Source organism: Neorhizobium sp. P1_A6 (assembly GCF_056406795.1).
Genome location: NZ_JBFTZM010000007.1, coordinates 249,473 through 272,178 on the forward strand (window position 1 = coordinate 249,473; position 22,706 = coordinate 272,178).

Annotated in this window: 28 protein-coding genes and 1 pseudogene; 13 read left to right on the top strand and 16 right to left on the bottom strand. The window is 60.8% G+C overall.

What is annotated here, in order from left to right; all coding sequences use genetic code 11:
- Positions 1-85: 85 nt before the first annotated feature.
- Complete coding sequence (locus tag AC1D3C_RS16760; RefSeq protein WP_477483670.1) at positions 86-1,312, bottom strand: aminotransferase-like domain-containing protein; 1,227 nt, start codon at positions 1,310-1,312, stop codon at positions 86-88.
- A 167-nt stretch (positions 1,313-1,479) separates the two neighbouring features.
- Between AC1D3C_RS16760 and AC1D3C_RS16765 the strand changes: the two genes are divergently transcribed.
- On the top strand, positions 1,480-1,689 hold the full coding sequence (locus AC1D3C_RS16765) for an AbrB/MazE/SpoVT family DNA-binding domain-containing protein (protein WP_046640381.1): 210 nt from the start codon (positions 1,480-1,482) through the stop codon (positions 1,687-1,689).
- Complete coding sequence (locus AC1D3C_RS16770; RefSeq protein ID WP_247135608.1) at positions 1,689-2,078, top strand: type II toxin-antitoxin system VapC family toxin; 390 nt, start codon at positions 1,689-1,691, stop codon at positions 2,076-2,078. The genes AC1D3C_RS16765 and AC1D3C_RS16770 overlap by 1 nt, the downstream gene beginning before the upstream one ends.
- Before the next feature lie 23 nt (positions 2,079-2,101).
- On the opposite strand, the gene ilvC is transcribed toward AC1D3C_RS16770, so the two are convergent.
- From ilvC to AC1D3C_RS16785, 3 genes are all read right to left on the bottom strand, one after another.
- Positions 2,102-3,121 carry a ketol-acid reductoisomerase gene (gene ilvC / locus AC1D3C_RS16775; protein WP_037082110.1) on the bottom strand — a complete coding sequence of 340 codons (1,020 nt, stop codon included), beginning with the start codon at positions 3,119-3,121 and terminating at the stop codon, positions 2,102-2,104.
- Between the two features lie 40 nt (positions 3,122-3,161).
- Positions 3,162-3,800: a TetR/AcrR family transcriptional regulator gene (locus AC1D3C_RS16780; protein ID WP_250810670.1), complete on the bottom strand. Its 639-nt coding sequence runs from the start codon at positions 3,798-3,800 to the stop codon at positions 3,162-3,164.
- A gap of 162 nt (positions 3,801-3,962) precedes the next feature.
- The gene (locus AC1D3C_RS16785) at positions 3,963-4,865 is read right to left on the bottom strand and encodes an AraC family transcriptional regulator (RefSeq protein WP_477483671.1); all 903 of its coding nucleotides are present in this window, start codon (positions 4,863-4,865) and stop codon (positions 3,963-3,965) included.
- A gap of 186 nt (positions 4,866-5,051) precedes the next feature.
- Between AC1D3C_RS16785 and AC1D3C_RS16790 the strand changes: the two genes are divergently transcribed.
- A complete protein-coding gene (locus tag AC1D3C_RS16790; protein ID WP_477483672.1) occupies positions 5,052-6,098 on the top strand; it encodes an NAD(P)-dependent alcohol dehydrogenase in 1,047 nt (348 codons plus the stop codon).
- A 74-nt stretch (positions 6,099-6,172) separates the two neighbouring features.
- On the opposite strand, the gene AC1D3C_RS16795 is transcribed toward AC1D3C_RS16790, so the two are convergent.
- Together AC1D3C_RS16795 and AC1D3C_RS16800 are read right to left on the bottom strand one after the other, a co-directional pair.
- A complete protein-coding gene (locus AC1D3C_RS16795; protein ID WP_247034132.1) occupies positions 6,173-6,778 on the bottom strand; it encodes a hypothetical protein in 606 nt (201 codons plus the stop codon).
- Between the two features lie 11 nt (positions 6,779-6,789).
- Complete coding sequence (locus AC1D3C_RS16800) at positions 6,790-7,173, bottom strand: winged helix-turn-helix transcriptional regulator (RefSeq protein ID WP_405029331.1); 384 nt, start codon at positions 7,171-7,173, stop codon at positions 6,790-6,792.
- A 173-nt stretch (positions 7,174-7,346) separates the two neighbouring features.
- Between AC1D3C_RS16800 and AC1D3C_RS16805 the strand changes: the two genes are divergently transcribed.
- The 3 genes from AC1D3C_RS16805 (at position 7,347) to AC1D3C_RS16815 (ending at position 10,033) form a co-directional block, all read left to right on the top strand.
- Positions 7,347-8,231: an SDR family oxidoreductase gene (locus AC1D3C_RS16805; protein WP_477483673.1), complete on the top strand. Its 885-nt coding sequence runs from the start codon at positions 7,347-7,349 to the stop codon at positions 8,229-8,231.
- A 78-nt stretch (positions 8,232-8,309) separates the two neighbouring features.
- Positions 8,310-9,026 (top strand): aspartate/glutamate racemase family protein, encoded by a 717-nt coding sequence (locus AC1D3C_RS16810; RefSeq protein ID WP_477483674.1) that lies wholly within the window; start codon positions 8,310-8,312, stop codon positions 9,024-9,026.
- A 59-nt stretch (positions 9,027-9,085) separates the two neighbouring features.
- Complete coding sequence (locus AC1D3C_RS16815) at positions 9,086-10,033, top strand: bifunctional helix-turn-helix transcriptional regulator/GNAT family N-acetyltransferase (protein ID WP_477483675.1); 948 nt, start codon at positions 9,086-9,088, stop codon at positions 10,031-10,033.
- Here the strand turns inward: AC1D3C_RS16815 and AC1D3C_RS16820 are convergent.
- Positions 10,030-10,782, bottom strand: coding sequence for a pyridoxine 5'-phosphate synthase (locus AC1D3C_RS16820; RefSeq protein WP_477483676.1), 753 nt, complete (start codon positions 10,780-10,782; stop codon positions 10,030-10,032). The genes AC1D3C_RS16815 and AC1D3C_RS16820 overlap by 4 nt on opposite strands.
- Before the next feature lie 340 nt (positions 10,783-11,122).
- Between AC1D3C_RS16820 and AC1D3C_RS16825 the strand changes: the two genes are divergently transcribed.
- Complete coding sequence (locus AC1D3C_RS16825; protein WP_477483677.1) at positions 11,123-11,812, top strand: MerR family transcriptional regulator; 690 nt, start codon at positions 11,123-11,125, stop codon at positions 11,810-11,812.
- A gap of 9 nt (positions 11,813-11,821) precedes the next feature.
- Here the strand turns inward: AC1D3C_RS16825 and AC1D3C_RS16830 are convergent, their stop codons facing one another.
- Positions 11,822-12,946: an ATP-dependent DNA helicase gene (locus tag AC1D3C_RS16830; RefSeq protein WP_477483678.1), complete on the bottom strand. Its 1,125-nt coding sequence runs from the start codon at positions 12,944-12,946 to the stop codon at positions 11,822-11,824.
- A 179-nt stretch (positions 12,947-13,125) separates the two neighbouring features.
- Here AC1D3C_RS16830 and AC1D3C_RS16835 point away from each other — a divergent pair.
- Positions 13,126-14,405: pseudogene (locus AC1D3C_RS16835) on the top strand (NAD(P)H-binding protein).
- On the top strand, positions 14,405-14,884 hold the full coding sequence (locus tag AC1D3C_RS16840; RefSeq protein WP_477483679.1) for a DUF2269 family protein: 480 nt from the start codon (positions 14,405-14,407) through the stop codon (positions 14,882-14,884). The pseudogene AC1D3C_RS16835 and the gene AC1D3C_RS16840 overlap by 1 nt, the downstream one beginning before the upstream one ends.
- 4 nt (positions 14,885-14,888) lie before the next feature.
- Here the strand turns inward: AC1D3C_RS16840 and AC1D3C_RS16845 are convergent, their stop codons facing one another.
- Positions 14,889-15,365, bottom strand: coding sequence for an SRPBCC family protein (locus AC1D3C_RS16845; protein ID WP_477483680.1), 477 nt, complete (start codon positions 15,363-15,365; stop codon positions 14,889-14,891).
- Complete coding sequence (locus AC1D3C_RS16850; RefSeq protein ID WP_477483681.1) at positions 15,362-15,727, bottom strand: ArsR/SmtB family transcription factor; 366 nt, start codon at positions 15,725-15,727, stop codon at positions 15,362-15,364. The genes AC1D3C_RS16845 and AC1D3C_RS16850 overlap by 4 nt, the downstream gene beginning before the upstream one ends.
- A 153-nt stretch (positions 15,728-15,880) precedes the next feature.
- On the opposite strand from AC1D3C_RS16850, the gene AC1D3C_RS16855 reads away from it, so the two are divergent.
- The 3 genes from AC1D3C_RS16855 to AC1D3C_RS16865 are packed head-to-tail and all read left to right on the top strand — an operon-like array spanning position 15,881 to position 17,590.
- Positions 15,881-16,258 carry a COG4315 family predicted lipoprotein gene (locus AC1D3C_RS16855; RefSeq protein ID WP_477483682.1) on the top strand — a complete coding sequence of 126 codons (378 nt, stop codon included), beginning with the start codon at positions 15,881-15,883 and terminating at the stop codon, positions 16,256-16,258.
- Positions 16,242-16,802: an RNA polymerase sigma factor gene (locus AC1D3C_RS16860; RefSeq protein WP_477483683.1), complete on the top strand. Its 561-nt coding sequence runs from the start codon at positions 16,242-16,244 to the stop codon at positions 16,800-16,802. The genes AC1D3C_RS16855 and AC1D3C_RS16860 overlap by 17 nt, the downstream gene beginning before the upstream one ends.
- On the top strand, positions 16,799-17,590 hold the full coding sequence (locus tag AC1D3C_RS16865; RefSeq protein WP_477483684.1) for an anti-sigma factor family protein: 792 nt from the start codon (positions 16,799-16,801) through the stop codon (positions 17,588-17,590). Before AC1D3C_RS16860 ends, AC1D3C_RS16865 begins: the two co-directional genes overlap by 4 nt.
- Positions 17,591-17,593: 3 nt before the next feature.
- Here AC1D3C_RS16865 and AC1D3C_RS16870 read toward each other — a convergent pair whose 3' ends face one another.
- The 4 genes from AC1D3C_RS16870 to AC1D3C_RS16885 are packed head-to-tail and all read right to left on the bottom strand — an operon-like array spanning position 17,594 to position 19,875.
- Complete coding sequence (locus AC1D3C_RS16870; protein ID WP_477483685.1) at positions 17,594-17,965, bottom strand: nitrile hydratase accessory protein; 372 nt, start codon at positions 17,963-17,965, stop codon at positions 17,594-17,596.
- Entirely contained in the window at positions 17,952-18,611 is a 660-nt protein-coding gene (nthB, locus tag AC1D3C_RS16875) for a nitrile hydratase subunit beta (RefSeq protein ID WP_477483686.1), read from the bottom strand. Before nthB ends, AC1D3C_RS16870 begins: the two co-directional genes overlap by 14 nt.
- On the bottom strand, positions 18,608-19,270 hold the full coding sequence (gene nthA / locus AC1D3C_RS16880; RefSeq protein ID WP_477483687.1) for a nitrile hydratase subunit alpha: 663 nt from the start codon (positions 19,268-19,270) through the stop codon (positions 18,608-18,610). The genes nthB and nthA overlap by 4 nt, the downstream gene beginning before the upstream one ends.
- Before the next feature lie 11 nt (positions 19,271-19,281).
- Positions 19,282-19,875 (bottom strand): LysE family translocator, encoded by a 594-nt coding sequence (locus AC1D3C_RS16885; protein ID WP_477483688.1) that lies wholly within the window; start codon positions 19,873-19,875, stop codon positions 19,282-19,284.
- A 174-nt stretch (positions 19,876-20,049) separates the two neighbouring features.
- On the opposite strand from AC1D3C_RS16885, the gene AC1D3C_RS16890 reads away from it, so the two are divergent.
- Positions 20,050-20,892, top strand: coding sequence for an aldo/keto reductase (locus AC1D3C_RS16890; RefSeq protein WP_477483689.1), 843 nt, complete (start codon positions 20,050-20,052; stop codon positions 20,890-20,892).
- A gap of 235 nt (positions 20,893-21,127) precedes the next feature.
- On the opposite strand, the gene AC1D3C_RS16895 is transcribed toward AC1D3C_RS16890, so the two are convergent.
- Complete coding sequence (locus tag AC1D3C_RS16895) at positions 21,128-22,099, bottom strand: hypothetical protein (RefSeq protein WP_477483690.1); 972 nt, start codon at positions 22,097-22,099, stop codon at positions 21,128-21,130.
- A gap of 2 nt (positions 22,100-22,101) precedes the next feature.
- Positions 22,102-22,674, bottom strand: a complete 573-nt coding sequence (gene ilvN / locus AC1D3C_RS16900; protein ID WP_038543428.1) for an acetolactate synthase small subunit — start codon at positions 22,672-22,674, stop codon at positions 22,102-22,104.
- Positions 22,675-22,706: the final 32 nt, after the last annotated feature.

Consider the following 22,706-nt stretch of genomic DNA (forward strand, 5'->3'; position numbering starts at 1 on the left):
GGACAGTCGAAGAAGGTCGACCAACAAAAAAGCCTGCCGTTCATCCGCGGCAGGCTTTCTTTTCATGCTTAAATGCTTCGTCGGCTCAGGCGGCCGTCCGGATTGCGTTGGAGACCAGGCGGCCGAGCCGCTTGATACCCTCGTCGATCATCGCCTCGTCGGCGCAGGAGAAGCTCATGCGCAGCGTATTGGCGTTGCTGCCGTCCGCATAAAAAGCCTTGCCTGGAACGAAGGCGACCTTTTCCGTGGCGATAGATTTCGCCAGCAGCTCGGCACCGTCCATGCCTTCCGGCAGGGTTACCCACACGAACATGCCGCCTTCCGGGCGCGTCCAGGTGGCGGTCTTCGGCATGTACTTGTCGAGTGCCGCCAGCATCGCATCGCGGCGCTTGCTGTAGACAGCCCTGATCTTGGCGACCTGGGCGTCGAAACCGCGCGAGGCGACGTGCTCGATGGCGATCTGGTTGATCGTCGAGGAATGCAGGTCGGCCGCCTGCTTCATCAGCACCAGCTTGCGAATGACGGGCATCGCCGCGACGACGAAACCGACGCGCAGGCCCGGCGCCAGCGTCTTCGAAAAGCTGCCGCTGTAGATGGTGCGGGTGTTTTCGATGCCGCCCCGGCGGGCAATGTCGAGCGCCATGATCGGCGGAATGGCCTCGCCGTCATAGCGCAGGTGCTGGTAGGCGGCGTCCTCGAGGATTGCGATATCGAGTTCGTCGGCAAGCGCCAGCAGCTTTTCGCGGGCCGCCAGGTCGATCGTCTCGCCGGTCGGATTGGAAAAATCGGCAGACAGATAGGCGAACTTGACGCTACCGCCGGTCTTTGCCGCCGTGTCACGATAGGCTTCAGGCGTGCGGTTGCCGTTCAGCGACAGCTGGTCGTAATTCGGCTCGTAGGCATTAAAGGCCGAAAGCGCGCCGAGATAGGTCGGCCAGGTGACCAGCGCCGTGTCGTTCGGCGACAGGAACAGCTTGCCGAGATAATCGAGCGCCTGCTGCGAACCCGAGGTGATGAAGACGTTGTCGGGCGTGCAGTCGATACCGATCTTGGCAACGTCCCGGGCGATCCATTCCCGAAGCGGCTTGTAGCCTTCGCTGACGGAATACTGCAGCGCCGCGTTCACCTGTGCGCCGGAAAAAATGTCCGAATAGGCCTCCTTGAAAGCCACGTCCGGAAACAGCGCCGGATCCGGAATGCCGCCTGCGAAGGAGATGATATCGGGCTGGTCGAGCAGCTTCAGCAGTTCGCGGATTTCAGAGGCGCGCATGCGGCTGGAGCGCGTCGCAAAGATTTGTTCCCAATCAAGCACGGGATGTTTCCTCTTATTTCAATTTTCTTTGGCCAAACATTACACAAAGACCGATAGGTCAGCAAGACTGACCTATCGCGGTTGCTGCGATTTTTTTTGGACCATTGTGCTTTACCACGAACCGACCTATCTTACCAATGAGCGATCGATGTACTGGAGGTAAGATCATGGCGACGGCAACCTTATCCTCGAAATTCCAGATTTCCATACCCAAGGAAATCCGCGAAAAGCATAATTGGCAAGCTGGGCAGCAATTTGCCTTCATCCCGCAAGGCAAAGGGGTCATTCTCGTGCCGGTGCCGACCCGCGAGGAACTTTACGGCATGGCCAAAGGTGCCGACACCTCGAATTACCGCGACAGGAACGATCGATACTGATGGCTCGCGTCATCGACAGTTCGGCATGGATCGAGTGGCTTTCCAAGACCGCTACCGGCGTTCACATGAACGCCCAGATTCCTCAGATTTCCGAGTGTATAGTGCCGACAATCGTTCAGTTGGAGGTTTTCAAATGGCTGGAGCGAGAGCGCAACACGAGCGAGGCCCAAGGTTTCCTGGCCTATACGACGTTCGGGCAAGTCTTCGTCTTGGATACGAATGTAGCCAAGGAAGCTGCAAGGTTGTCAGCCGAATTCAAGCTTTCGACAGCCGATGCGATCATTTATGCGACCGCCCGTCTTAGCGATTCAGACCTTCTGACCTGCGACCGGCATTTCGAACATCTGCCGCATGTCACCTATGTTCAGAAATCGGGGGCGGAGCGTTAGCCCCACCCCCGAATTTGAAAGGCTTAGTTGACGCTCTTGTCGACCAGCTTGTTCTTGCCGATCCAGGGCATCATGCCGCGTAGCTTGGCGCCGACTTCCTCGATCTGGTGGCTGTCGTTCATACGGCGGATGCCCTTGAAGCGCGAGCCGCCCGCACGGTATTCCTGCATCCAGTCCGAAGTGAACTTGCCGGTCTGAATGTCCTTCAGGACCCGCTTCATCTCGGCCTTGGTTTCTTCGGTGATGATGCGCGGGCCGGTGACGTATTCGCCCCACTCGGCCGTGTTGGAGATCGAGTAGTTCATGTTGGCGATGCCGCCTTCATAGATCAGGTCGACGATCAGCTTCACTTCGTGCAGGCATTCGAAATAGGCCATTTCCGGCGCGTAGCCAGCTTCGGTCAGGGTTTCGAAACCGGCACGGATGAGTTCGACGAGACCGCCGCAGAGAACGACCTGTTCGCCGAAGAGATCGGTTTCGCATTCTTCGCGGAAGTTGGTTTCGATAATGCCCGAACGACCGCCGCCGACGCCGCAGGCGTAGGAGAGAGCGAGCTCAAGCGCGTTGCCCGAAGCGTTCTGGTGAACGGCAACGAGGCAGGGAACGCCGCCACCCTTCTGGTATTCGCCGCGAACGGTGTGGCCCGGGCCCTTCGGCGCGATCATGACCACGTCGACCGAGGTCTTCGGCTCGATGAGGCCAAAATGGATGTTGAGGCCGTGCGCAAAGGCGATTGCAGCGCCGTCGCGGATGTTGCCGGCAATTTCAGCCTTGTAGATGTCCGCCTGGAGCTCGTCCGGAGTCGCCATCATCATCAGGTCGGCCCACTTGGCGGCCTCGGCGACAGTCATCACCTTGAAGCCGTCGGCTTCGGCCTTCTTGATGGTCCCGGAACCGGCCTTCAGCGCGATCACGACGTTCTTGGCGCCCGAGTCCTTGAGGTTCAGCGCATGTGCGCGACCCTGGCTACCGTAGCCGATGATGGCAACGTTTTTGGACTTGATGAGGTTGATATCGGCATCCCGATCATAATAAACGCGCATCGTTTTTTCCTTCCCTATGCGTGAGGTCTGTTGATGATTGTTATCGTCCAGCGGAGACGCCGAGCACGTCCGCCGATTGTTTCTGCGTGCCGTGCAGCGTGAGGAACGAACCGACCGCCCTCTCCGCCTGGCGCGCATTGTCCTTGAGGCCGGGTTCGCCGAGCAGCATGCGCACATGCAGGTCGGAAACGATCAGGCCGTAAAGCGTGTGATAGGCGGCATCCGCATTGTCGAAGCGCAGCAGCCCTGCCCTTTTTCCCTGGTCGATCAGCGCCATGGCACGACGATCGATCTGTCGGCGGCCATGTTCGAGCAGAAGCTTCCCGAGCTTCGATCCTTCCCGGGTCGCCTGGCCGATCGCCAGCCGGTTGAGCGCCAGCGAAACGTCGCCGGCCAGAACCTCCAGAAGATCGCGGGCAAAAAGTTCGAGGTGGTCGCGCAGGAGATCAGCGGTCAGCCGCTCGCCAGAACGCTCAAAGGTGCGCACCTTGCTCGCCTGATGGGCGATCATTGCGGCCAGCAGGCCTTCGCGATCGCCAAACCACTTGTAGAGGCTTTCCTTGGAGCAATTGGCGGCACGGGCAAGACCAGAAGTCGTCAGCGCCTTCTCTCCGCCTTCCACGAGCAGCCGAAGCGCCTGTTCCAGAACGGCGTTCTGGCGCGGCGAAAATTCGGGCATGTCGGWGGCGTCGGCTCTCACGTTCTCAAATCCTTTTGCGTACCGTACGGTACGGTTCTGCTCGTATAAAGCATCCGCCGCCGCCGTCAAGCCCGTTCTTCGAGCTGCCGCACCGACAAGGCGCTGAAATTTCCCGGCTGATCCACGAGGGTTTAAGCCTCGCTATTCCGCGGCAGCCAGGATAGCGCCCACGTCACGCAGCGGCGACACGCCGTAGAGCCGGCTGTATTCGCGGCTGAACTGCGACGGGCTCTGGTAGCCGACCCGGTGGCCGGCGCTGCCGACATCGAGCCCCTCCAACAGCATCAGCCGCCGTGCCTCATGCAGGCGCAGCTTCTTCTGGAACTGCACCGGCGTCATCGCGGTCACCGACTTGAAATGGTGGTGCAGCGAAGACGGACTCATGCCCACATGGTCCGCCAGGTCCTCGATCCGCAGCGGCCGGTGGAAATTGGCGCGCAGCCAGGCGACGGCGCGGGCGATCCGGTTGCTGCGGCTTTCGGCGGTGGCGATATGAATGAGCCGTGGGCCATCCGGCCCCGAGAGGACACGATAGAGAATTTCCTGCTCGATCAGCGGCGCCATGGCCGCAATATCCGCAGGCCGATCGAGGAGCCGAAGCAGCCTTGTCGCGGCATCGAGAAGTTCCGGTGGCGCGACATTGGAGACGATGCCGCGCATGGCATCGGTGTCGGAACCAGGCCGGGGAACGTCTACCCGCTCCAGCAGCGCGGACAGGCGGTCCGTATCGATGGCAAGCGCGAAACATAAGTGCGGCACCTCCGGGCTTGCGACCGTGACGCGCGAGGTCACCGGCAATTCGATCGAGGTGAGAAGATAATCGCCGACGCCGTAGGCAATCATCTCGTCCCCCAGCTTGACGCTCTTGGTGCCTTGCAGGACCAAACCGATGCAGGGCCGGTAATCCATATAGAGCGGTGCGGTTGGGACCGTCCTCCGGCTGAGCATCAGATTTCCAACGGCCGTGAACACTTCCCCATCCTTCTGAACGTGCCGCGCGGCAATCGAGGCCGCCTCGTGATAGGGATTGAAGGGCAGTGTCATGGAGCCTCCGGGATGAGCAGATAAGCGCTTTTCCTATGCCGACTTGCCGATGAAACCAACAGGCGGGCAATCACTTTTGCAGGATCGTGCAAAAAGCTCGCAGGATCGCTCTAACGCCGTTGCTAGGTCCGGAGGCATAGTCCGCGCGTCCAATTCCCTCCCAACCAACAGATGAATGGAGCTCCCATGGCTATTGCAAAAGGCTATGCCGCGACCGACGCGTCGAAACCACTGACGCCCTTCACTTTCGAGCGCCGCGAACCCAATGACGACGACGTCGTCATCTCGGTGCAGTATTGCGGCGTCTGCCATTCGGACATCCACCAGGCCCGCAACGAATGGGGCAACTCCCGCTTTCCGATGGTGCCGGGCCATGAAGTGGCCGGCGTCGTTTCGGCCGTCGGCTCCACGGTCACCAAGTTCAAGGTCGGCGACCGTGTCGGTGTCGGCTGCTTCGTGAATTCCTGCATTGGCTGCGCCACCCGTGATCTCGACTACGAACATTTCCTGCCGGGCCTCACCCAGACCTATAACGACGTCGAGGCCGACGGCACGACGCCGACCTATGGCGGTTATTCGGACCAGATCGTCGTCAAGGAAGGTTATGTCCTCTCCTTCCCGGACAATATTCCGCTCGACGCCGGCGCCCCGCTGCTTTGCGCCGGGATCACGCTCTATTCGCCGCTGCGCCACTGGAAGGCCGGTCCCGGCATGAAGGTCGCGATCGTCGGCATGGGCGGCCTTGGCCATATGGGCGTCAAGCTCGGTGCGGCCATGGGGGCCGATATCACCGTGCTCAGCCAGACGCTGTCGAAAAAGGAAGACGGCCTGAGGCTCGGCGCCAAGGAGTATTACGCCACCAGCGACGCCGAGACCTTCACCAAGCTCGCCGGCACGTTCGACCTGATCATCTGCACGGTCGGCACGACGATCGACTGGAACGCCTATCTCGGCCTCCTGAAGTTCGACGGCTCGATGGTGCTGGTCGGCGTTCCGGAACATGCGGTCCCGGTCCATGCCTTCTCGGTCATCGGCGGCCGCAAGAGCCTCTCCGGCTCGATGATCGGCTCTATCAAGGAAACCCAGGAAATGCTGGATTTCTGCGGCGAGCACGGCATCACGTCCGAGATCGAGAAGATCAATATCCAGGATATCAACGAAGCCTATGAACGCGTCATCAAGAGCGACGTGCGCTACCGCTTCGTCATCGACATCGCCTCGCTGGCGGCTTGACCACCACCGCGCCAATAAACTACAGGGCGGCTTCCGGGCCGCCCTGCCAGCCTGCGATGTACTGACCGCAAAGACTAACCTCCGGCCGAACTCAAAGACGGTCCGCGCCGCACCAATTCGTCGAAAAGATTATTGACGGCATGCGGATCGGCCGCATCAACGATCCTCAGCCCGTTTTCCCGAGCCGCTTTGTGCATTTCCGCATTGTCGTGAACGGAACGCTCAATAAACGCGTCGAACATAGCTCGATCGCCCTCCCCGGCCTGCAGATATCCCGCCTCGGCTCGCATTCTCTCCCGCAGGAAATCTGTATCGGCATGGAGACATATCCCGACAAGCGTCTCCGAAACGAGCGGCGCGATGAATTCAGGCCGTAGTGCCGATCCTTCCAGCACAAATGGTTTTCGAGCTTCTATCTCGCCGTCGATCATTCGCTTCAGGCCGGGCCACATGTTTTCGTGATGCACCCTCAGGAACCAGTAGATCGTCTCCGGCGAAAGGCGCCTATAATACTCGGCCACAGGTGGACGGACGCTCGGCCACGGCCGCCCTGGATGCCGCCCGAGACTATCGGTCGATACCATGTTCAAGTTGAGAGTCTCGGCCAGACGTTTTGCCAGCGTCGTTTTGCCGACATGCGAGCTTCCAGCGATCAATATGCCTGACAAGCCTTGATCCATAGCGGGCTCGATCAGGCGAGTTCGCTCTCGTCGTATTTCACCCGCGCGGCCTTCACCGACGGATGATTGGCTTCCGCCCATTGCAGCACCTTGGAAAGCGGCTCGAAGAGCGAGCGTCCGAGATCAGTCATCCGGTATTCGACGCTCGGTGGTTTGGTCGGAAACACTTCGCGTTCGATATAACCGTCGCGCTGCAGGTCGCGCAGCGTCTGGGTCAGCATTCGCTGAGAAATATCCGGCACCAGCCGGCGAAGCTCGCCGAAGCGATAGGGCTGGCGCGCCAGGGCCCCGAGAAGCAGCGTCGACCATTTGCCGGCAATCCGGTCGATAACGTCCCGGACCGGACAATTATCCATGTTCCATCCGGACGTATCGCATTCCTTGCCGTCCAGCATCGGCTTACGGCTTGCATTGAGGGCCATGGAGGTGGTTCCCTTGAAGTAACGATCTCCCTGGAAACTGCCTCCTTTACAGATCGAAGTCAATTCCTATTCTAGTGCTAGTCTCTTTTTGAGACCAACAATATTCGCCGCGCCGACAGGCCGGCCATTGCCAGGAAAGAAACCGCATGACCAAACTTCTCGTCACCGGCGCCGCCGGCCATCTGGGCCGCGCAGTGCTACGTCACCTGCTGGAGACATCCAAGGTCGCTGCCGCCGACATCGTCGCCGCCAGCCGTGATCCGAACAAGCTCGCCGACCTTGCCGCCAGCGGCCTGGAAACCCGCGCAGCCGATTTCGACGACGAAGCCGGGCTCGTGAAGGCATTCACCGGTGTCGACCGCGTGCTGATCATTTCCACCGACGAACTGGCAACGCTCGGCAAGCGCATCACGCAGCATAGGAACGCCGTTTCCGCCGCCGCAAAGGCCGGCGTCAAACACATCGTCTATACGTCCATGCCGAACCCGGACAAGTCGCTGGTCACCTTCGCACCGGATCATCTCGGCACCGAAGAGGCTATCAAGGCGAGCGGCGTCGCTTACACGATCCTGCGCAATTCCTGGTATCACGACAATTATCTGATGGGCATGCCGCACAATCTTCAGGTCGGCAAATGGTACACGTCCGTGGGCGCCGGCAAGATCACAACGATCAGCCGCGACGACTGCGCCCGTGCCGCAGCCGCAGCCCTTGCCAATCCGCCGGCCGGCAGCCGCACTTTTACCCTCACCGGCTCGGAATCCCTGACGGCCGCAGAAATCGCCGCCCGCGCATCCGCGGCCACCGGCAAGCCGCTTGAGGTCGTTGATGTCACCGACGAGCAGCTGACCCAAGGCCTTACCGGCGCCGGCCTGCCCGCCTTCGTCGCGACTATGCTGGTCTCGGCGGATGCCAATATCCGCGCCGGCAATTTCGAACAGGTGACGAGCGACTATGAGACGCTGACCGGCCAGAAGCCGCAGACGCTCGCTGCCTATTTCGACACCCAGAAGGCGGCCCTCGCCGCTTAGCATCTCGGTGGATTGCGGCTCTCCGAATTTCGCGATAATGAGATGGAGTTACCAAATTCCATCTCGTTTGGAGAAAAAATGCGCAGGATCGGCTTGATTGGCGGAATGAGTTTCGAAAGCACTGCCGTGTATTATCGGCTGATCAACGAGATGGTGCGCGACCGCCTCGGTGATTTTGCGTCGGCCGATCTCCTGCTCCATTCCGTCAATTTTGCCGAGATCGTCGACATGCAGAAGGCCGGCCGCTGGGATCTGGCGGCCGAGCATCTTGCGGGCAGCGCGCGCAGGCTGAAGGCGGCCGGCGCGGAATGCGCGCTGATCTGCACCAACACCATGCATCTCGTCGCCCCGCAGGTACAGACCGCGATCGACATACCCCTCATCCATATCATCGACGAGACCGCCAAGACGTTGAAATCGCAAGGCCTGAAGCGGCCGCTCCTGCTCGCCACACGCTACACGATGGAACACGGTTTCTATACCGATCACATGAACGGGCTCGGTATCGACGTCATGGTGCCGGATGCGGACGATCGCACCGATATCCATAACATCATCTTCAACGAACTCTGCGCCGGCACGGTTCTCGATACCTCCCGCACCCGGGCCATCGCCATGATCGAAAGGGCGAAGGCTGAAGGCGCCGACAGCATCATCCTCGGCTGCACGGAAATCTGCCTCCTGCTCGATCCGGCAGGCCTGCCCCTGCCCGGCGTCGATTCCACCGCCATCCACGCCAAGGCCGCAGTCGATTTCGCACTCGGCCAGCCGGCGGCCAAACAGGCTGCAGCGTAAATTTATTTGACTCAGTCCAATAAATACCTGACAGAGTCTCCCTAAAGGAGAATCTGCCGATGACCGATCCTGCCGTTCTGGATGCCGTCCGGGCCTTCAATCGTTTCTACACCAACAAGCTCGGCGTTCTCGCCAAGGGCTATCTCGACACCGATTACACGCTGACCGAGGCGCGTATCCTCTATGAGATGGGCGCCCGCAAACGGGTTTCGGCGACCGAGCTCAACCGCGATCTCGGCCTCGATCCGGCCTATCTCAGCCGGCTCCTCAAAAAATTCCGCGAGGCGGGCTTCATCGACAGCGAGCCGGATCCCGACGACAAACGCAGCCAGATCCTCATCGTCACCGACAAGGGACAGGCCGAATACGAGACGCTCGGCGAACGTTCGCGCCAGCAGATTGCCAGGGATCTCAGGGAGGTGGACGCGTTCGGCCACGAAAGACTGATCGGCTCGATGCAGGTGATCCGCAATATTCTCGACCCGCAGTCGACCGCGCCGACACCGCCGGTCGTCATCCGTCCGCACCGTGTCGGTGACATGGGCTGGCTGATCGAAGCCCAGGCGGTCGCTTATGCGCGGGAATACGGCTGGAACGACAAGTTCGAAGGGTTGGTTGCCGAGGTCGCCGGCAAGTTCATCGCCAACTTCAACCCCGTACGAGAACGCTGCTGGATCGCCGAACGCGACGGCAAACGTGTCGGCTCGGTAGTCGTGGCGGATGGCGGCGGCGAGACAGCCAAGCTGCGCCTTCTCTACCTTGACCCCGCCGCCCGCGGCCTTGGCCTCGGCCGGACGCTCGTCGAACAATGCATCAAGTTCTCGACGCTCGCCGGTTACAAAAAGCTGTTGCTATGGACTAATGACTGCCTGAGTGCGGCAATCCGCATCTATCAAACGGCCGGCTTCAAGCTCGTCGCGGAGGAAAAGCACAGCCTGTTCGGACCGGAATGTAACGGCCAGACCTGGGAGCTCGAGCTCTGCGAGGCAAAACTGTCGTCGAATTAGACAATCTGGCCGCAGGCGCGGCGGAAGCGGCGCACGGTTTCCGCCATGCCGTATTCGAGCGCATCCGCCGTCAGGCCATGCCCGATGGAGACTTCCGCCATCTTCGGAATGCGCTTCACCAACGCCGGCAGGTTGGCGACGGTCAGGTCGTGACCGCCATTGACGCCGAGCCCTTCGGCAAGTGCCGCATCCGCCGTCCGCCCGAGTTTTTCAAGGATTTCGGCCCCAAGCACCGGATTGTCGAAACAGCCGCCATAGGGGCCCGTATAGAGTTCGATACGGTCAGCGCCCGTCGCTCTGGCGAGGTTCACCGCCTCGGCATCGCCGTCGCCATCGGCAAACAGCGACACCCGCATGCCGCCCTTCTTGAGCCGCGCCACGATCGGCTTCAGCATCTCGCCCGTAGCACGGAAATCGAATCCGTGGTCGGAGGTCGCCTGGGTCGGATCGTCCGGCACCAAGGTCACCTGCTCCGGCTGGGTCGCCTCGCACAGCGCCAGGAAATCCTCGCTCGGATATCCTTCGATATTGAACTCGGCATCCGGGAATTCGTCGTCGATCAGCGCCCGAAGAACCGGCAGGTCGGTGAAGCGGATATGGCGCTGGTCGGGGCGCGGATGCACCGTCAGGCCTGAAGCGCCCGCCTGCAGCGCGATCCGCCCCAGCGCTTCGACGCTCGGCCAGGGAAGATCGCGGCGGTTGCGCAGCATGGCGATGGCATTGAGGTTCACGGAAAGCTTGGTCGGCATGGCAATACCCGGTTTTGAAAGGTCGATCTGCTTTTAGGCCATGCGCCTTCGCAATGCCACCGGGTTTGGGAAAATGCACTTATAAAGAGTTTTGATCGACGAGAATTCACGAGGCAACGGGGGCTACCATTTCCTAAAGTTTTAGCTAATCTATATCTAACAGAGTTCGCCGGGCAGGCCAAAAGACGGCGGAATACGGTTTGAACAGCGAATTCTGCCACTCATTTCAATCGGGTCCGCATTTTCAGTACCGAGGTTCCATCCGAGAGGTCCGACGCGATGTCGCAACCTTTAGGTGCACATTCGACCACACCGCCGATTTCAGGCGCAAGGGGACTCGATGCGAAGCGATACCATGCAGGCCATGACCGAAAATGCGCCGCCGGCGCGAGCAGCCCATTATTTTCCTCCTCTTCCCCAGGTCTCCCTTCCGTTTGAAATGCCGAGCCAGCCCGTGGCGATCGCCGAAATGGCGGATCTCTTCGGCGTCACCCACCGCACCCTTCACTTCTATGAGGAAAAGGGCCTGATCACCGCCCGCCGCTCCGGCAGCATGCGGGTCTATGACAGGGTCCAGATCCATCGCATGGCGGTCATCAATGCCTGCCGCGAGATCGGCATTCCGGTGGCGGTCATCCAAGAACTGATGGAAGAGCTTGCCGGTGCGACGTCGGAGACCGAAGCCAACGAGATGTTCCACAACATGCTGGCCCGGCGCAAACGGGAACTCACGTCCGACATTTCCAATATCCGCCGGCAGATGCAGCAGATCGAAAACCTGCTGGTGGCCGAGGAAGAAGAGCAGGCGCTCGCCGGCCCCAAGCCGATGTCCCTGATTCTGAGCGACATCGAGAAACGCTGCCTGGGATTGATGGCCGAGGGTTATTCGGCACCACGGCTCGCCCGCGCGCTCAACCTCGAATTCGAGGACCTGCGCCGGATGGAGGATGACATCATCCAGAAATTCCAGGCGACCAACCGCTTCCAGGCGGTCGCAAAGGCGATGCTGCTGGGTTTCGTGCCGAACTGACCGGCTTCTTTAGCGGACGATAGTCAGTGTCTCTGCCGCTCGGGTGATCGCGGTGTAAAGCCAGCGCTCCCGACTATCGCGAAACGCCCAGCTCTCGTCGAACAACACGACATTGTTCCATTGCGACCCCTGCGCCTTGTGCACAGTCAGCGCATATCCGTAATCGAACTCGTCGTAACGCTTGCGGGTCGCCCAGGGGATTTCCCCTTCCTGCTCTTCGAAGGCCTGTTTCAGAAGCTTGATCTTGGCAGCCCCACGATCCATGTCGTCGTCTTCCGGCCGGATCATCAGGTTGATGCCGGGCTTCACGGTTTCGCGCGACGAACTCATCACCTGCCAGAGCGAGCCGTTGAGCAGGCCCTTGGCCGGGTCGTTCCTGAGGCAGACAAGCTTGTCGCCCGATTGCGGATAGTCGGCGGTAAAACCTTTCAGTTCCCGGAGCCGCTGATTGTAGCGCTTGCGGGTCTTGTTGGTGCCGACCAGAACCTGGTCCGCCTCCATCACCAAAGGCTGGGTCACCTCGTTGCGGGAAATTACCTTGGCGGTGCCGTAATCGCCATACATGATCTCCTTGCCTTCGCGCACGTCCATCGCCAGCTTGATGATCGGGTTGTCGCGCGCCTGGCGGTGGATATCCGTCAGCAGGCAATCGGGTTCCTGTTCGGTGAAGAACCCGCCGCCGGAAACCGGCGGCAGCTGGCCGGGATCGCCGAGCACCAGGATCGGCGTCCCGAAACTCATCAGGTCCTTGCCGAGCGCCTCGTCCACCATCGAACATTCATCGATGATGATCAGCGCGGCCTTGGCGACCGGGCTCTGGCGGTTGATCGAGAACATCGGCGAGATCGACGTCTTGCCGGCATCGTCCTCGACCGCCTCCTCGCCGCGCGGCCGGTAGATCAGCGAATGGATGGTTTTCGCGTTTCGCGCCCCGCGCGAACGAAGAACCTGCGCCGCCTTACCGGTGAAGGCTGCGAACAGCACCTCGCCATCGACATTTTCGGCGAAATGTTTGGCAAGCGTGGTCTTGCCGGTGCCCGCATAACCGAACAGCCGAAAGACCTGGCTGCGGCCCTCTTTCAGCCATTGTGAAACGGCCTTGAGGGCCTCGTCCTGTTGCGGTGCAAATTGCATGGCGGGACTTGGCAGGATTCTGCGTCCAAGCGCAACCGAAAAAGAACGAAAGATGAATCAAAGGCCGGGATGAGCGCCGTCGCCGGTCTTCGGAAGACGAACATAGCCTTCCTCTCGTTTATCCGCCCGAGCAGGATTGCCGCTGTTCAGCTTTCATCATCGCCCCCTATGATCGCGGCATGAAGATCCTGATTCTCGGCGCAACCGGCTTTATCGGCTCGGCAATCCTGCAAAGGCTTGCCGCTGAGGGCCATCGGATAACCGGTCTCGGGCGAGACCCGGACAAAGCCCGCCGGAAATGGCCGGCGGCTGAGTGGATAAAGGCCGATCTCGCGCAACTGTCTGCCGCCGCATGGCGTCCGCTGATCGAGGATCAGGATGTCGTCGTCAATTGCGCTGGCGCCCTCCAGGACAGTCTTTCGGATGATCTTGGCGCCACCCAGGAAAAGGCGATGCTGTCGCTCTACGAGGCGGCACGGGCGCTCGGCGGCAGGCATATCGTGCAGATCTCCGCCCGCACGGACGGCGCAGCCGCTTGCCTGCGCTTCCTCGCCACCAAACGCCGCGCCGACGAGGCGCTCGCGGCAAGCGGCCTGCCTTTCGTCATCCTGCGGCCGGCGCTCGTCATCGGCCGCAATGCCCATGGCGGCACAGCACTTCTCCGGGCGCTCGCAAGCTTTCCCGGCCTGCTGCCGCTCATCCATGCCGAAAGCCCGGTAGAAACCGTCTCACTCGATGATGTCGCCGCTGCCGTTTCCCTTGCGGCCGACGGCAGCATCCCGGCCGGCAGCGATCTCGATCTCGCCGCCGACAGAACCCTGACCCTGTCCGACCTCGTGAAGCTTCATCGCACCTGGCTCGGCCTGCCTGCAGCCGCCGTCATTGCATTGCCAGCAGCGCTTGCGAAACCCGTCACCTGGACCGCCGACATCGCCGGACGACTCGGCTGGCGTTCTCCGCTTCGCTCGACGGCGATGACGGTGATGTCGGAAGGCGTCAGGAGCCTGAGGCCGAAACCGGCCGGCCTCGTCCTGGCAGATGCGGCAGAGACCCTGCCGCCCATCCGAGCGGCGTCCAGGACCTCTGGTTCGCGCGGCTGTATCTCCTGAAGCCAGTCATCATCCTCACGCTGTCGTTGTTCTGGCTGTTGTCCGGCCTGATCCCGCTGCTCGATGTGGGGGCCGCGGCCGCCCATTTCCCACCCGCCATGCCAGTCTCCTTCACGGTGGCAGTGACGGTCGCGACCTGCCTCCTCGATATCTTGCTCGGATCTGCCGTCCTCATCCGTTCCCATGCCGGCAAGGCGATGCTCGGGATGATCCTCACCAGCCTCGCTTACTTGGCAGGCGGCTCAATCCTCGCGCCGCAACTCTGGCTCGATCCGCTTGGTCCCCTCGTGAAAGTCCTACCGTCGATCGTCCTCACCCTCGTCTCACTCGCCATTCTGGACGAACGCTGATGGACGCTGAAAGCCTGTTGCGGCTCCTGCATGTGATCGGCGCCACGGTGCTGCTCGGAACCGGCGCCGGCATCGCCTTTTTCATGGTCGTCGCCCGGCGGACGGAAGATCCGAAACTGATCGCCCACACCGCCGGTACGGTCGTGCTGGCAGATACCGTCTTCACCGCAACCGCCGTTATCCTGCAGCCGGTCACCGGCTACCTGCTGGCAAGGAGCATCGGCTGGTCGCTGACGGATGGCTGGGTCGCCCTGTCGCTCATTCTCTACGTGGTGACAGGACTGTTCTGGCTGCCGGTCGTCTGGATCCAGATCAGGCTGCGCGACATCGCCCGCGTCGCCTGCGAAGATTCCGCACCGCTGCCGCCGGAATGGTACCGGCTCTACCGGATCTGGTTTGCCTGCGGCTTCCCAGCCTTCCTCGCGGTCATCGCCATCTTCTGGCTGATGCTGACGAAGCCGGATATCCCGCTGTTCTGAACCCTCAGTGCTGCCGCTCGACCAGTTTCGCCAGCTGCTCGATTACCGTGCCCCAACCGTCGAAAAAGCCCAGTTCGTCATGCATCTTGCGGTCCTCCGGGCTCTTGTGCATGACATACGCCAGATATTCTGTGCCCTGCGGATGATCCTTAAAGGTGACGATCGCCGTCATGAACGGCTGTTCGGCCGGCCGCCAGCCGCCGATCAGCGCATTGGTGAAGACGATCCTCTCCTGGTCGTCGGTTGCCAGAAAACAGGCACTTAGATGCGGACCGAACTCGCCGCCGTTCTCGCTCATCTGCGTTTCGAAGGCCCCGCCCGGGCGAATGTCCATCGCCGCGACCCTGCAGAGCGCCGGCGCCGGGATCCACCACTGCTCGAAACACGCCTTGTCCGTCCAGGCATTCCACACAGCCGAGCGCGGCGCCTTGATCAACCGCGAAATGGTGAGGTCGAGATCCGGATTGAACGTCTGCGTCATCTGCCTGTCTCCCGTTTCTGTTCGTGCCGAAGGAGTTCCTGTTTCGCCAGAACCAATTGCTCCAGCCTGTCGGTACGGGCTTCCCAGATCGCTCGCTGTTCCGAAAGCCAGTTCTCCAGCATCGCGAACCGTGCCCGCTCCAGCGTGCATGTCCGCACCCGGCCCCGCTTCTGCGTCCGGATCAGGCCGCTCACCTCCAGGAAACGCACATGTTTTATGAACGAGGGCAGCGCCATGTCGAACGGTTCCGCGAGATCGCTTATGCTGGCCGATCCGTGACCGAGCCGCCCCAGAACCGCCCGCCGGGTCGGATCTGCAAGCGCCTGGAACAAGCCGTCGAGTTCGCTTGAATAGTTTTCCATAAGGCTAAGTATCATATCGAAATACTTAGCTCAATAGCTAAGCGAAATTTTCTCGAAAAAATCTTCGGCACCGACGGAATAAATCCGCCCCTGCCGGTGTCTTGACTTCGGTGGCCGATGTGAGGCCGCCATTCAAAACCAGGGAGACGATCCATGAAGACCTTCATTCTCGTGCCTTTCGCGCTCGCCGCGCTGACCTCGGTGGCCTTTGCCGCCGGCCCGTTCAAGACCGTCAAGACCTCGACCAAGGGCGATGTCCTTGCCGGTGAAAAGGGCATGACGCTCTACACCTTCAAGAACGACAAGCCGGGCACCTCCAATTGCTACGACAAGTGCGCCACCAACTGGCCGCCGGTCATGGCCGCTTCCGATGCGACGGCTGATGGTGCATACTCCATCGTGACCCGCAAGGACGGGGCCAAGCAGTGGGCGAAGGACGGTATGCCGCTTTATTACTGGGTCAAGGACACCAAGGAAGGCGACACCACCGGTGACGGCGTGAACGGCGTTTGGGATGTCGCAAAGCCCTGATCAATCCACTTCCGGAGCGGCGCGTGAGGCACAGGCTCCCGCGCCGCTTTCCTTCGAGACGCAGATCCTAGCCCTCCTGCCCTCGCTCAGGCGCTATTCGCGCAGCCTGACGCGCTCGGACACGGAGAGCGAGGACCTGCTACAGGATTGCGTCGAGAAGGCGCTGGTCAGCCGCGGCCAATGGCGCGGCGCGAATTTCAAATCCTGGACCTACAGGATCATGACCAATCTTCACCTCAACGCGCGACGGTCGATCGCGCGGCGTCCGTCCGTCGGCATCGAGGAGGCCGAGAGCTTGGCTGCGAGCACGAGCGCCGACGATCCCTTGGAAAAGAACCGCCTCGTCCAGGCACTGGAGACGCTGCCGAAGGATGCGCGCGCGGTGCTGATGCTGGTGGTCGTCGAAGGTTATGCCTATCAGGAAGTCGCCGACATGCTCGAAATTCCGGTCGGCACCGTCATGTCGCGCCTGTCGCGGGCGCGCCAGGCTTTGCGGGAAAAAATGCGGGAGGAAAACGTCATACCATTGCGGAGACCACGATGACCGAAGCCGGATCCGGATCCGTATCCGAAGCGGAACTGCACGCCTATGCCGACGGCTTCCTCGACGAGGCTGACCGTGCCCGTGTGCAGAATTTTCTGGCCGAAAACCCGGACGCCGCGCAGATGGTGGCAGACTGGCAAGAGCAGAACGACGAATTGCGCGCCGTCTTCGCCGGTCACGAACGATCGAAACCGACCGATATCCAGCTTCTCACCGGTGGCCTGGCGCGCACCGGTATCTGGCCGTCCCGCCGCTTGGCTCTGGCAGCCGCCGCAGTTCTGATCTTCGCAGCCGGCGCGCTCGGCGGCCATTATGGCCCGCTTCTGTTCGAACGCCCGGATATCCAGCTTGCCGAGGCCGAAATCCTGCCCCGCGAGGCCCGCAACGCCTTCCTCGTTTATGCAAGCGAAGTGCGCCACCCGGTGGAGGTGTTTGCCAACGAGGAGACGCATCTTGCGAACTGGCTCGGCAAGCGGCTGTCGATTGCCAATCTCAAAGTTCCGAACCTTCAACCGATGGGCTTCAAGCTGGTCGGCGGCCGCCTGCTGCCGGTCGGCGGCAAGCCGGGCGCGCTGTTCATGTACGAGGACCAGACGGGCCAGCGCCTGACCGTGCTCGTCGGCCGCAACAAGGAAAACCGCTCCACCAGTTTTCGCTTCGCCTCCGCCAGCACGGTCGAGACCTTCTACTGGATCGACGGCGAGCTCGGATACGCCGTCACCGGCGAAATCTCCCGCGATATGCTGCGCCGGGTCGCCGAGGAATGTTACCGCCAGTTTCCGAGCTGATCTTCAGCGCAGCGGATCGTTGGCAAGCTCGATCGGCCGGCCGTGCGGCGTCGCCTCGGCGGCCCGCTGCCAACTCTGCTGCAGGCTGAGGATCGTTTCGCCGTCCGCGACACCTTTGCCGATCAGCAGCCCGGAGAGTGCCGCCACCCAGCAGTCGAAATAGTCGCTGCCGTCATCGGCTCTGCCAGGCTTGTGGACCTCGCCCGAAAGCGCTTCGGCCCATTCGCTCCAGCTGAATAGGCCGCGCTCGTGCAGATGCACCGTCATCGCGAAAGCTTCCGCGGCCCAGGGCTCCGGAAACACCGGATCACCCTCTGGTGACTTCGGCAATCCGGGCGACTGCGCCAACGCCGATGGGATTTCACACGCGCTCAAGATAGCTCTCCCAGGCATCGATCGAGACCGTCAGCGTCGGGTCGGCGCCCTCGCCCCAGATTTCTGGCCCGTCGAACACGACCGTATAGACCCATTGCGGGTTCTCGCCCTTGCCATGCGCATTGTCGTCGGGAAACACGAAGGAGCCCTGCACGGCCTCGACGACACCGGTCTTGGCGCGGGCATAACGCGGCAGCCGCGTATGGGTCTCGGGATTGAAATTGCGGGTCCGCACCCGGTCACCCGGCTGGAACTGTGGTTCAGTCTCGACAGGCCGGTCGCACGGTCCGCCCTTGGCAAGCACGCCCGCCACCATCTCCGCCTTGAGAATGCGTTTTGGCGTCGCCGGCTCTGCCTGCTTGCGACCCGCATCGATTTCCGCCCGCCCCGCAAAACCATGGCGTTCGAGCAACACTTCCAGCGCCCGTATCCAGATCTCGTAATAACTCGCACCCAGATACGCCGCCGGCGGAATGTTTTCGCGCGCATGCCGGCTTTCGTCGATCGTCCAGGCACCGAGAGCGCCACCGGACAGCGTCAGTCCCAGCGCCCGCTTCTCCCACTCGGCATGGAAATACGGCTCGTCCTTTTCCGGCGCCACCAGCCCGAAACCCATCTGGCCGCCAAGATCGTGAGGTCCGTTCATGGGCGCGCTCCGGCGACTGCCGTGCCGATCATCGCATCGCGGCTGACGAGATCGGCAAGCTGTTCCTCGCTCAAGCCGTCCGTGCCCTCCGGTCGCTCGGGGATCACCAGATAGCGCAGTTCCGCCGTCGAATCCCAGACGCGGATCTTCTTGGTCTCCGGCAGCGTCAGCCCAAATTCCGCAAGCACGCCGCGCGGATCGATGACCGCCCGCGAGCGATAGGCCGGCGCCTTATACCAGACCGGCGGTAGGCCCAGCACCGCCCACGGGTAACAGGAGCAGAGCGTGCAGACGACGAGGTTGTGCGTCTCCGGCGTATTGAACACCGCCCGCATATGCTCGCCCTGCCGACCGGTGTAACCGAGGCTCGCGATTGCCGAGGTCGCGTCCGTTCTCAGCCATTCGGCGAAATCCGGATCGCTCCAGGCCTTGGCGACCACCCTGGCGCCGTTGCGCGGGCCGATCTTGGTCTCATAGGTGTCGACGATCGCATCGATCGCCTTCGGATCGATCAGCCCTTTTTCGGTCAGCACGGTCTCCAGTGCTTTCACCCGCGCCTGCATGTCGCTATAGCGGTTGTCGTGCTGGTGGTCGTGCCCATGATGGTGGTCATGCCCATGGTCGTGATCGTGATCGTGGTCGTGATGATCTGCGGACATGGTTGTCTCCCTCACTTCAGCATTGGCCAGAGACTGGCGACAAGCAAGAGTGCCATGGTGATGTTGAACCATTTCAGCCGCGCCGGCACCGACAGCCATTCGCGCAGCGCCGAACCGAAGCCGGCCCAGGTCGAAACGCTCGGTACGTTGACCGCGGCGAACGCCAGCCCGACGAGCATCACGGTCGGCAGGTAATATTCCGGGTTCGTATAGGTCGCCATGGCGGTGACCGCCATGACCCAGGCCTTGGGATTGACCCATTGGAAGGCTGCCGCGCCAATAAACGTCATTGGTGCGGCACCCGTCTTGCCATCCGACAGGCTGCGTGACGTGCCGATCTTCCAGGCGACGCAGAGCAGATAGGCGCCGCCGGCAAATTTCAGGGTCGTATAAACGACCGGCACCGAATGCAGCAGCGCCCCGAGGCCAAGGCCGACCGCGATCAGCAGCGACAGAAAACCGATACCGATGCCGAGCATATGGGGAATTGTCCGCGTGAAGCCGAAATTCACACCCGATGCGAACAGCATCATGTTGTTCGGCCCCGGCGTGATCGAGGTGGTGAAGGCGAACAGGACGAGGGCCAGAAAGGTCTCCAGCGACATATTTTCTCCTAACGCCAATCCGCCCCGGTTACCTCGACCATCTCGTTTCCCGGACGGCCTGCCTTCCGGTGATAGGATCGTTGGCGGCGATCTTCAAGCGGAACTTGGCAACTTCAATCGACGCCATATTTCGATAAGATACCCATCTCCAGAAGCAACTGACCGAGGCCTTTCATGTCCGACATTCCGACAGTCATCCTGCCCTCCGGCATTTCGGTCCCGGCACTCGGCCTCGGCACATGGCAGATGGGCGAGGACGGCCGTAAGGCCAAGTTAGAGATCGAAAGCCTGAAGCGAGGCCTTGATCTTGGCCTGACGCTGATCGACACGGCAGAAATGTATGGCGAGGGCGGTGCCGAGAAGATCACGGCACAAGCGATCGCCGGCCGGCGGGATCAGGTGTTTCTGGTCAGCAAGGTCTATCCCTGGAACGCCAGCCGCAAGGGTGTCATCGCGGCCTGCGAACGCAGCCTCGACCGGCTGAAGACCGACCGACTCGACCTCTATCTCCTGCATTGGCGCGGCGAACATCCGCTGACCGAAACCATTGCCGGCTTCGAGGAGCTGCGCCGGACCGGCAAGATCGGCGCCTGGGGCGTCTCCAATTTCGATCTCGACGATATGGAGGAGCTGATGGAGGTGCYGGATGGCGGAAACTGCGCCGCCAACCAGGTGCTCTACAATCTCTCCCGCCGCGGCATCGAATACGATCTTCTGCCCTGGTGCCAGGAGCGCGGCATTCCGGTCATGGCCTATTCGCCGATCGAACAGGGCCGGCTTGCCAGAAGCGGCGAACTGATCCGCATCGCCAAGGCCTATCAGGCAACGCCGGCACAGGTGGCGCTCGCCTTCCTGCTGGAACGCGACGGCGTCATCGCCATCCCCAAATCCGCCAATCCCGACCGCGTCACGGAAAACGCCGAGGCGGTCGATCTGGATCTCAGCGAGGCGGACTGGACGGCGCTCGACGCCGCCTTCCCGCCGCCGTCGCGCAAGGCGCCATTGGCGATGATCTAGCGGAGATTGAGCGTCGTGCGTTCCGCTATGGGCACGCCGATCGTCCGGAAGAAGAATGCAACCACTCCACAACACTACCCACCGATGCCGGGCATCAGCGCCGGCTCAAGCCAGTCAATGCCGAAAGAGCCACGGCTGGGGCGGCCGGACATAAAAATAGTGCAGATGCGGGTGCCGGACGGAGGGAGCCAGCCCTTCTGGACAAAATTGCGCCGGTAAGCGACGACTTTCATCGTCAAAAAATCGGTCCACTCTGGGGGTCTAAACCCGTATCTTCCATCAATCCAAAAAAACCAAAGACCGGATGAGTACTTCTGGCGGTCATTTTAAATTTCACGATATGATGGAGGCCCGGATCGACCACATCCGAGAAGAGTTTAGTATCCAAATCTTCCGTATTTAACTCGACGACGAATCCATCGTAGTCTAATTCTTTTATATCCGCCAAAAAATTATGAGATTGCGACGGAAATACCTTCTTAAAGTTCTTATTATAAAATGGCTGGAAGTATCTTATAAGAGCAGCCTCTACGATCTGAGTCATCTGCTTGTCATCTATCGGTTCTTCTAAGACCCTCTCCCTCCTCTCATCATCGCGATCGTCCGCAATAAGATTTTTGTCAGAACCGTTAAACATCATAAATACCTGATCGTTTCCAGTATACTGAAAACCATAAACAATGACGTCGGTCGCTGGTGCAGCGACCGCATTTTCCGCCACAATTCGTTGAAGGGTTTCATGACTTTTCAAACGGTCAGCTATATTCCGACCACCTGATTTTCCATAAGCTTGACCGATGTAGATTACCTCGTGATCGAGAATCGGCAGATAAGCTCGAGATTTCATCAGGAATATAGGGAAGTCGCCGCTGAGCTCGCCATTCACGAAAGCCATCTCGAAATTGCGACCTGCCCCATCAGGCGTATCAAACGCTGTCACTCCATATTCACTAGGAAAATAAATCCGTCTGATTTCGCTCTGAAATTCGTGACCAACACGATATTCGATGAAGGTGGCATCACCTTCTCGGCCGAACGAATTCGGTACCATTCGCGCTCGTGGAGATCGAGCAATGATGTAGATGTGATAGAGATCAATGTTCTCGACCTTCGATACATCATCGATTTTATGAGGAGGCAAGACGAAGCAACTCGACGAGCAGAATCCCGCAGAGAATGTCGTTACAAAACCCTGCTCGTCAGCCATGTTTACATCCCCTGCGGACCGCGGTTCATCGCCGCGATCCCGGTGCGGCAGACTTCAACCAGGCCAAGCGGCTTCATGATCGCCACGAACTGGTCGATCTTCGAGGATTTGCCTGTGATTTCCAGGATGAAATGCTCGACGGTCGCGTCAACGACCTTGGCGTGAAAGGCATCTGCAAGCCGCAGCGTTTCGGCACGGTGGTCACCTTGGCCGACAACCTTGACCAGCGCCACCTCGCGCTCGATTGGCCGTTCCTGGCCAAGCGCATAGGCGCGAACCGTCAGGTCGACGACCCGGTGCACAGGCACGATGCGTTCGAGCTGCGCCTTGATCTGTTCGAGCACCGTCGGGGTGCCGCGCGTGACGATCGTAATGCGGGATAGGTGAGCTTCATGTTCCGTTTCCGAAACCGTCAGGCTCTCGATATTGTAGCCGCGGCCGGAAAACAGGCCGATCACCCGTGCAAGAACGCCGGGTTCGTTGGCGACGAGAACCGAAAGCGTGTGGCTCTCGGCTTTCGCCGTCTCAGGGGCGATGAAGTAGGCGGAGCCGGTCGGTTGCTGATGCGCATTCATTATCTTAGGTCCATTTCCTCAGAAATTTGTTG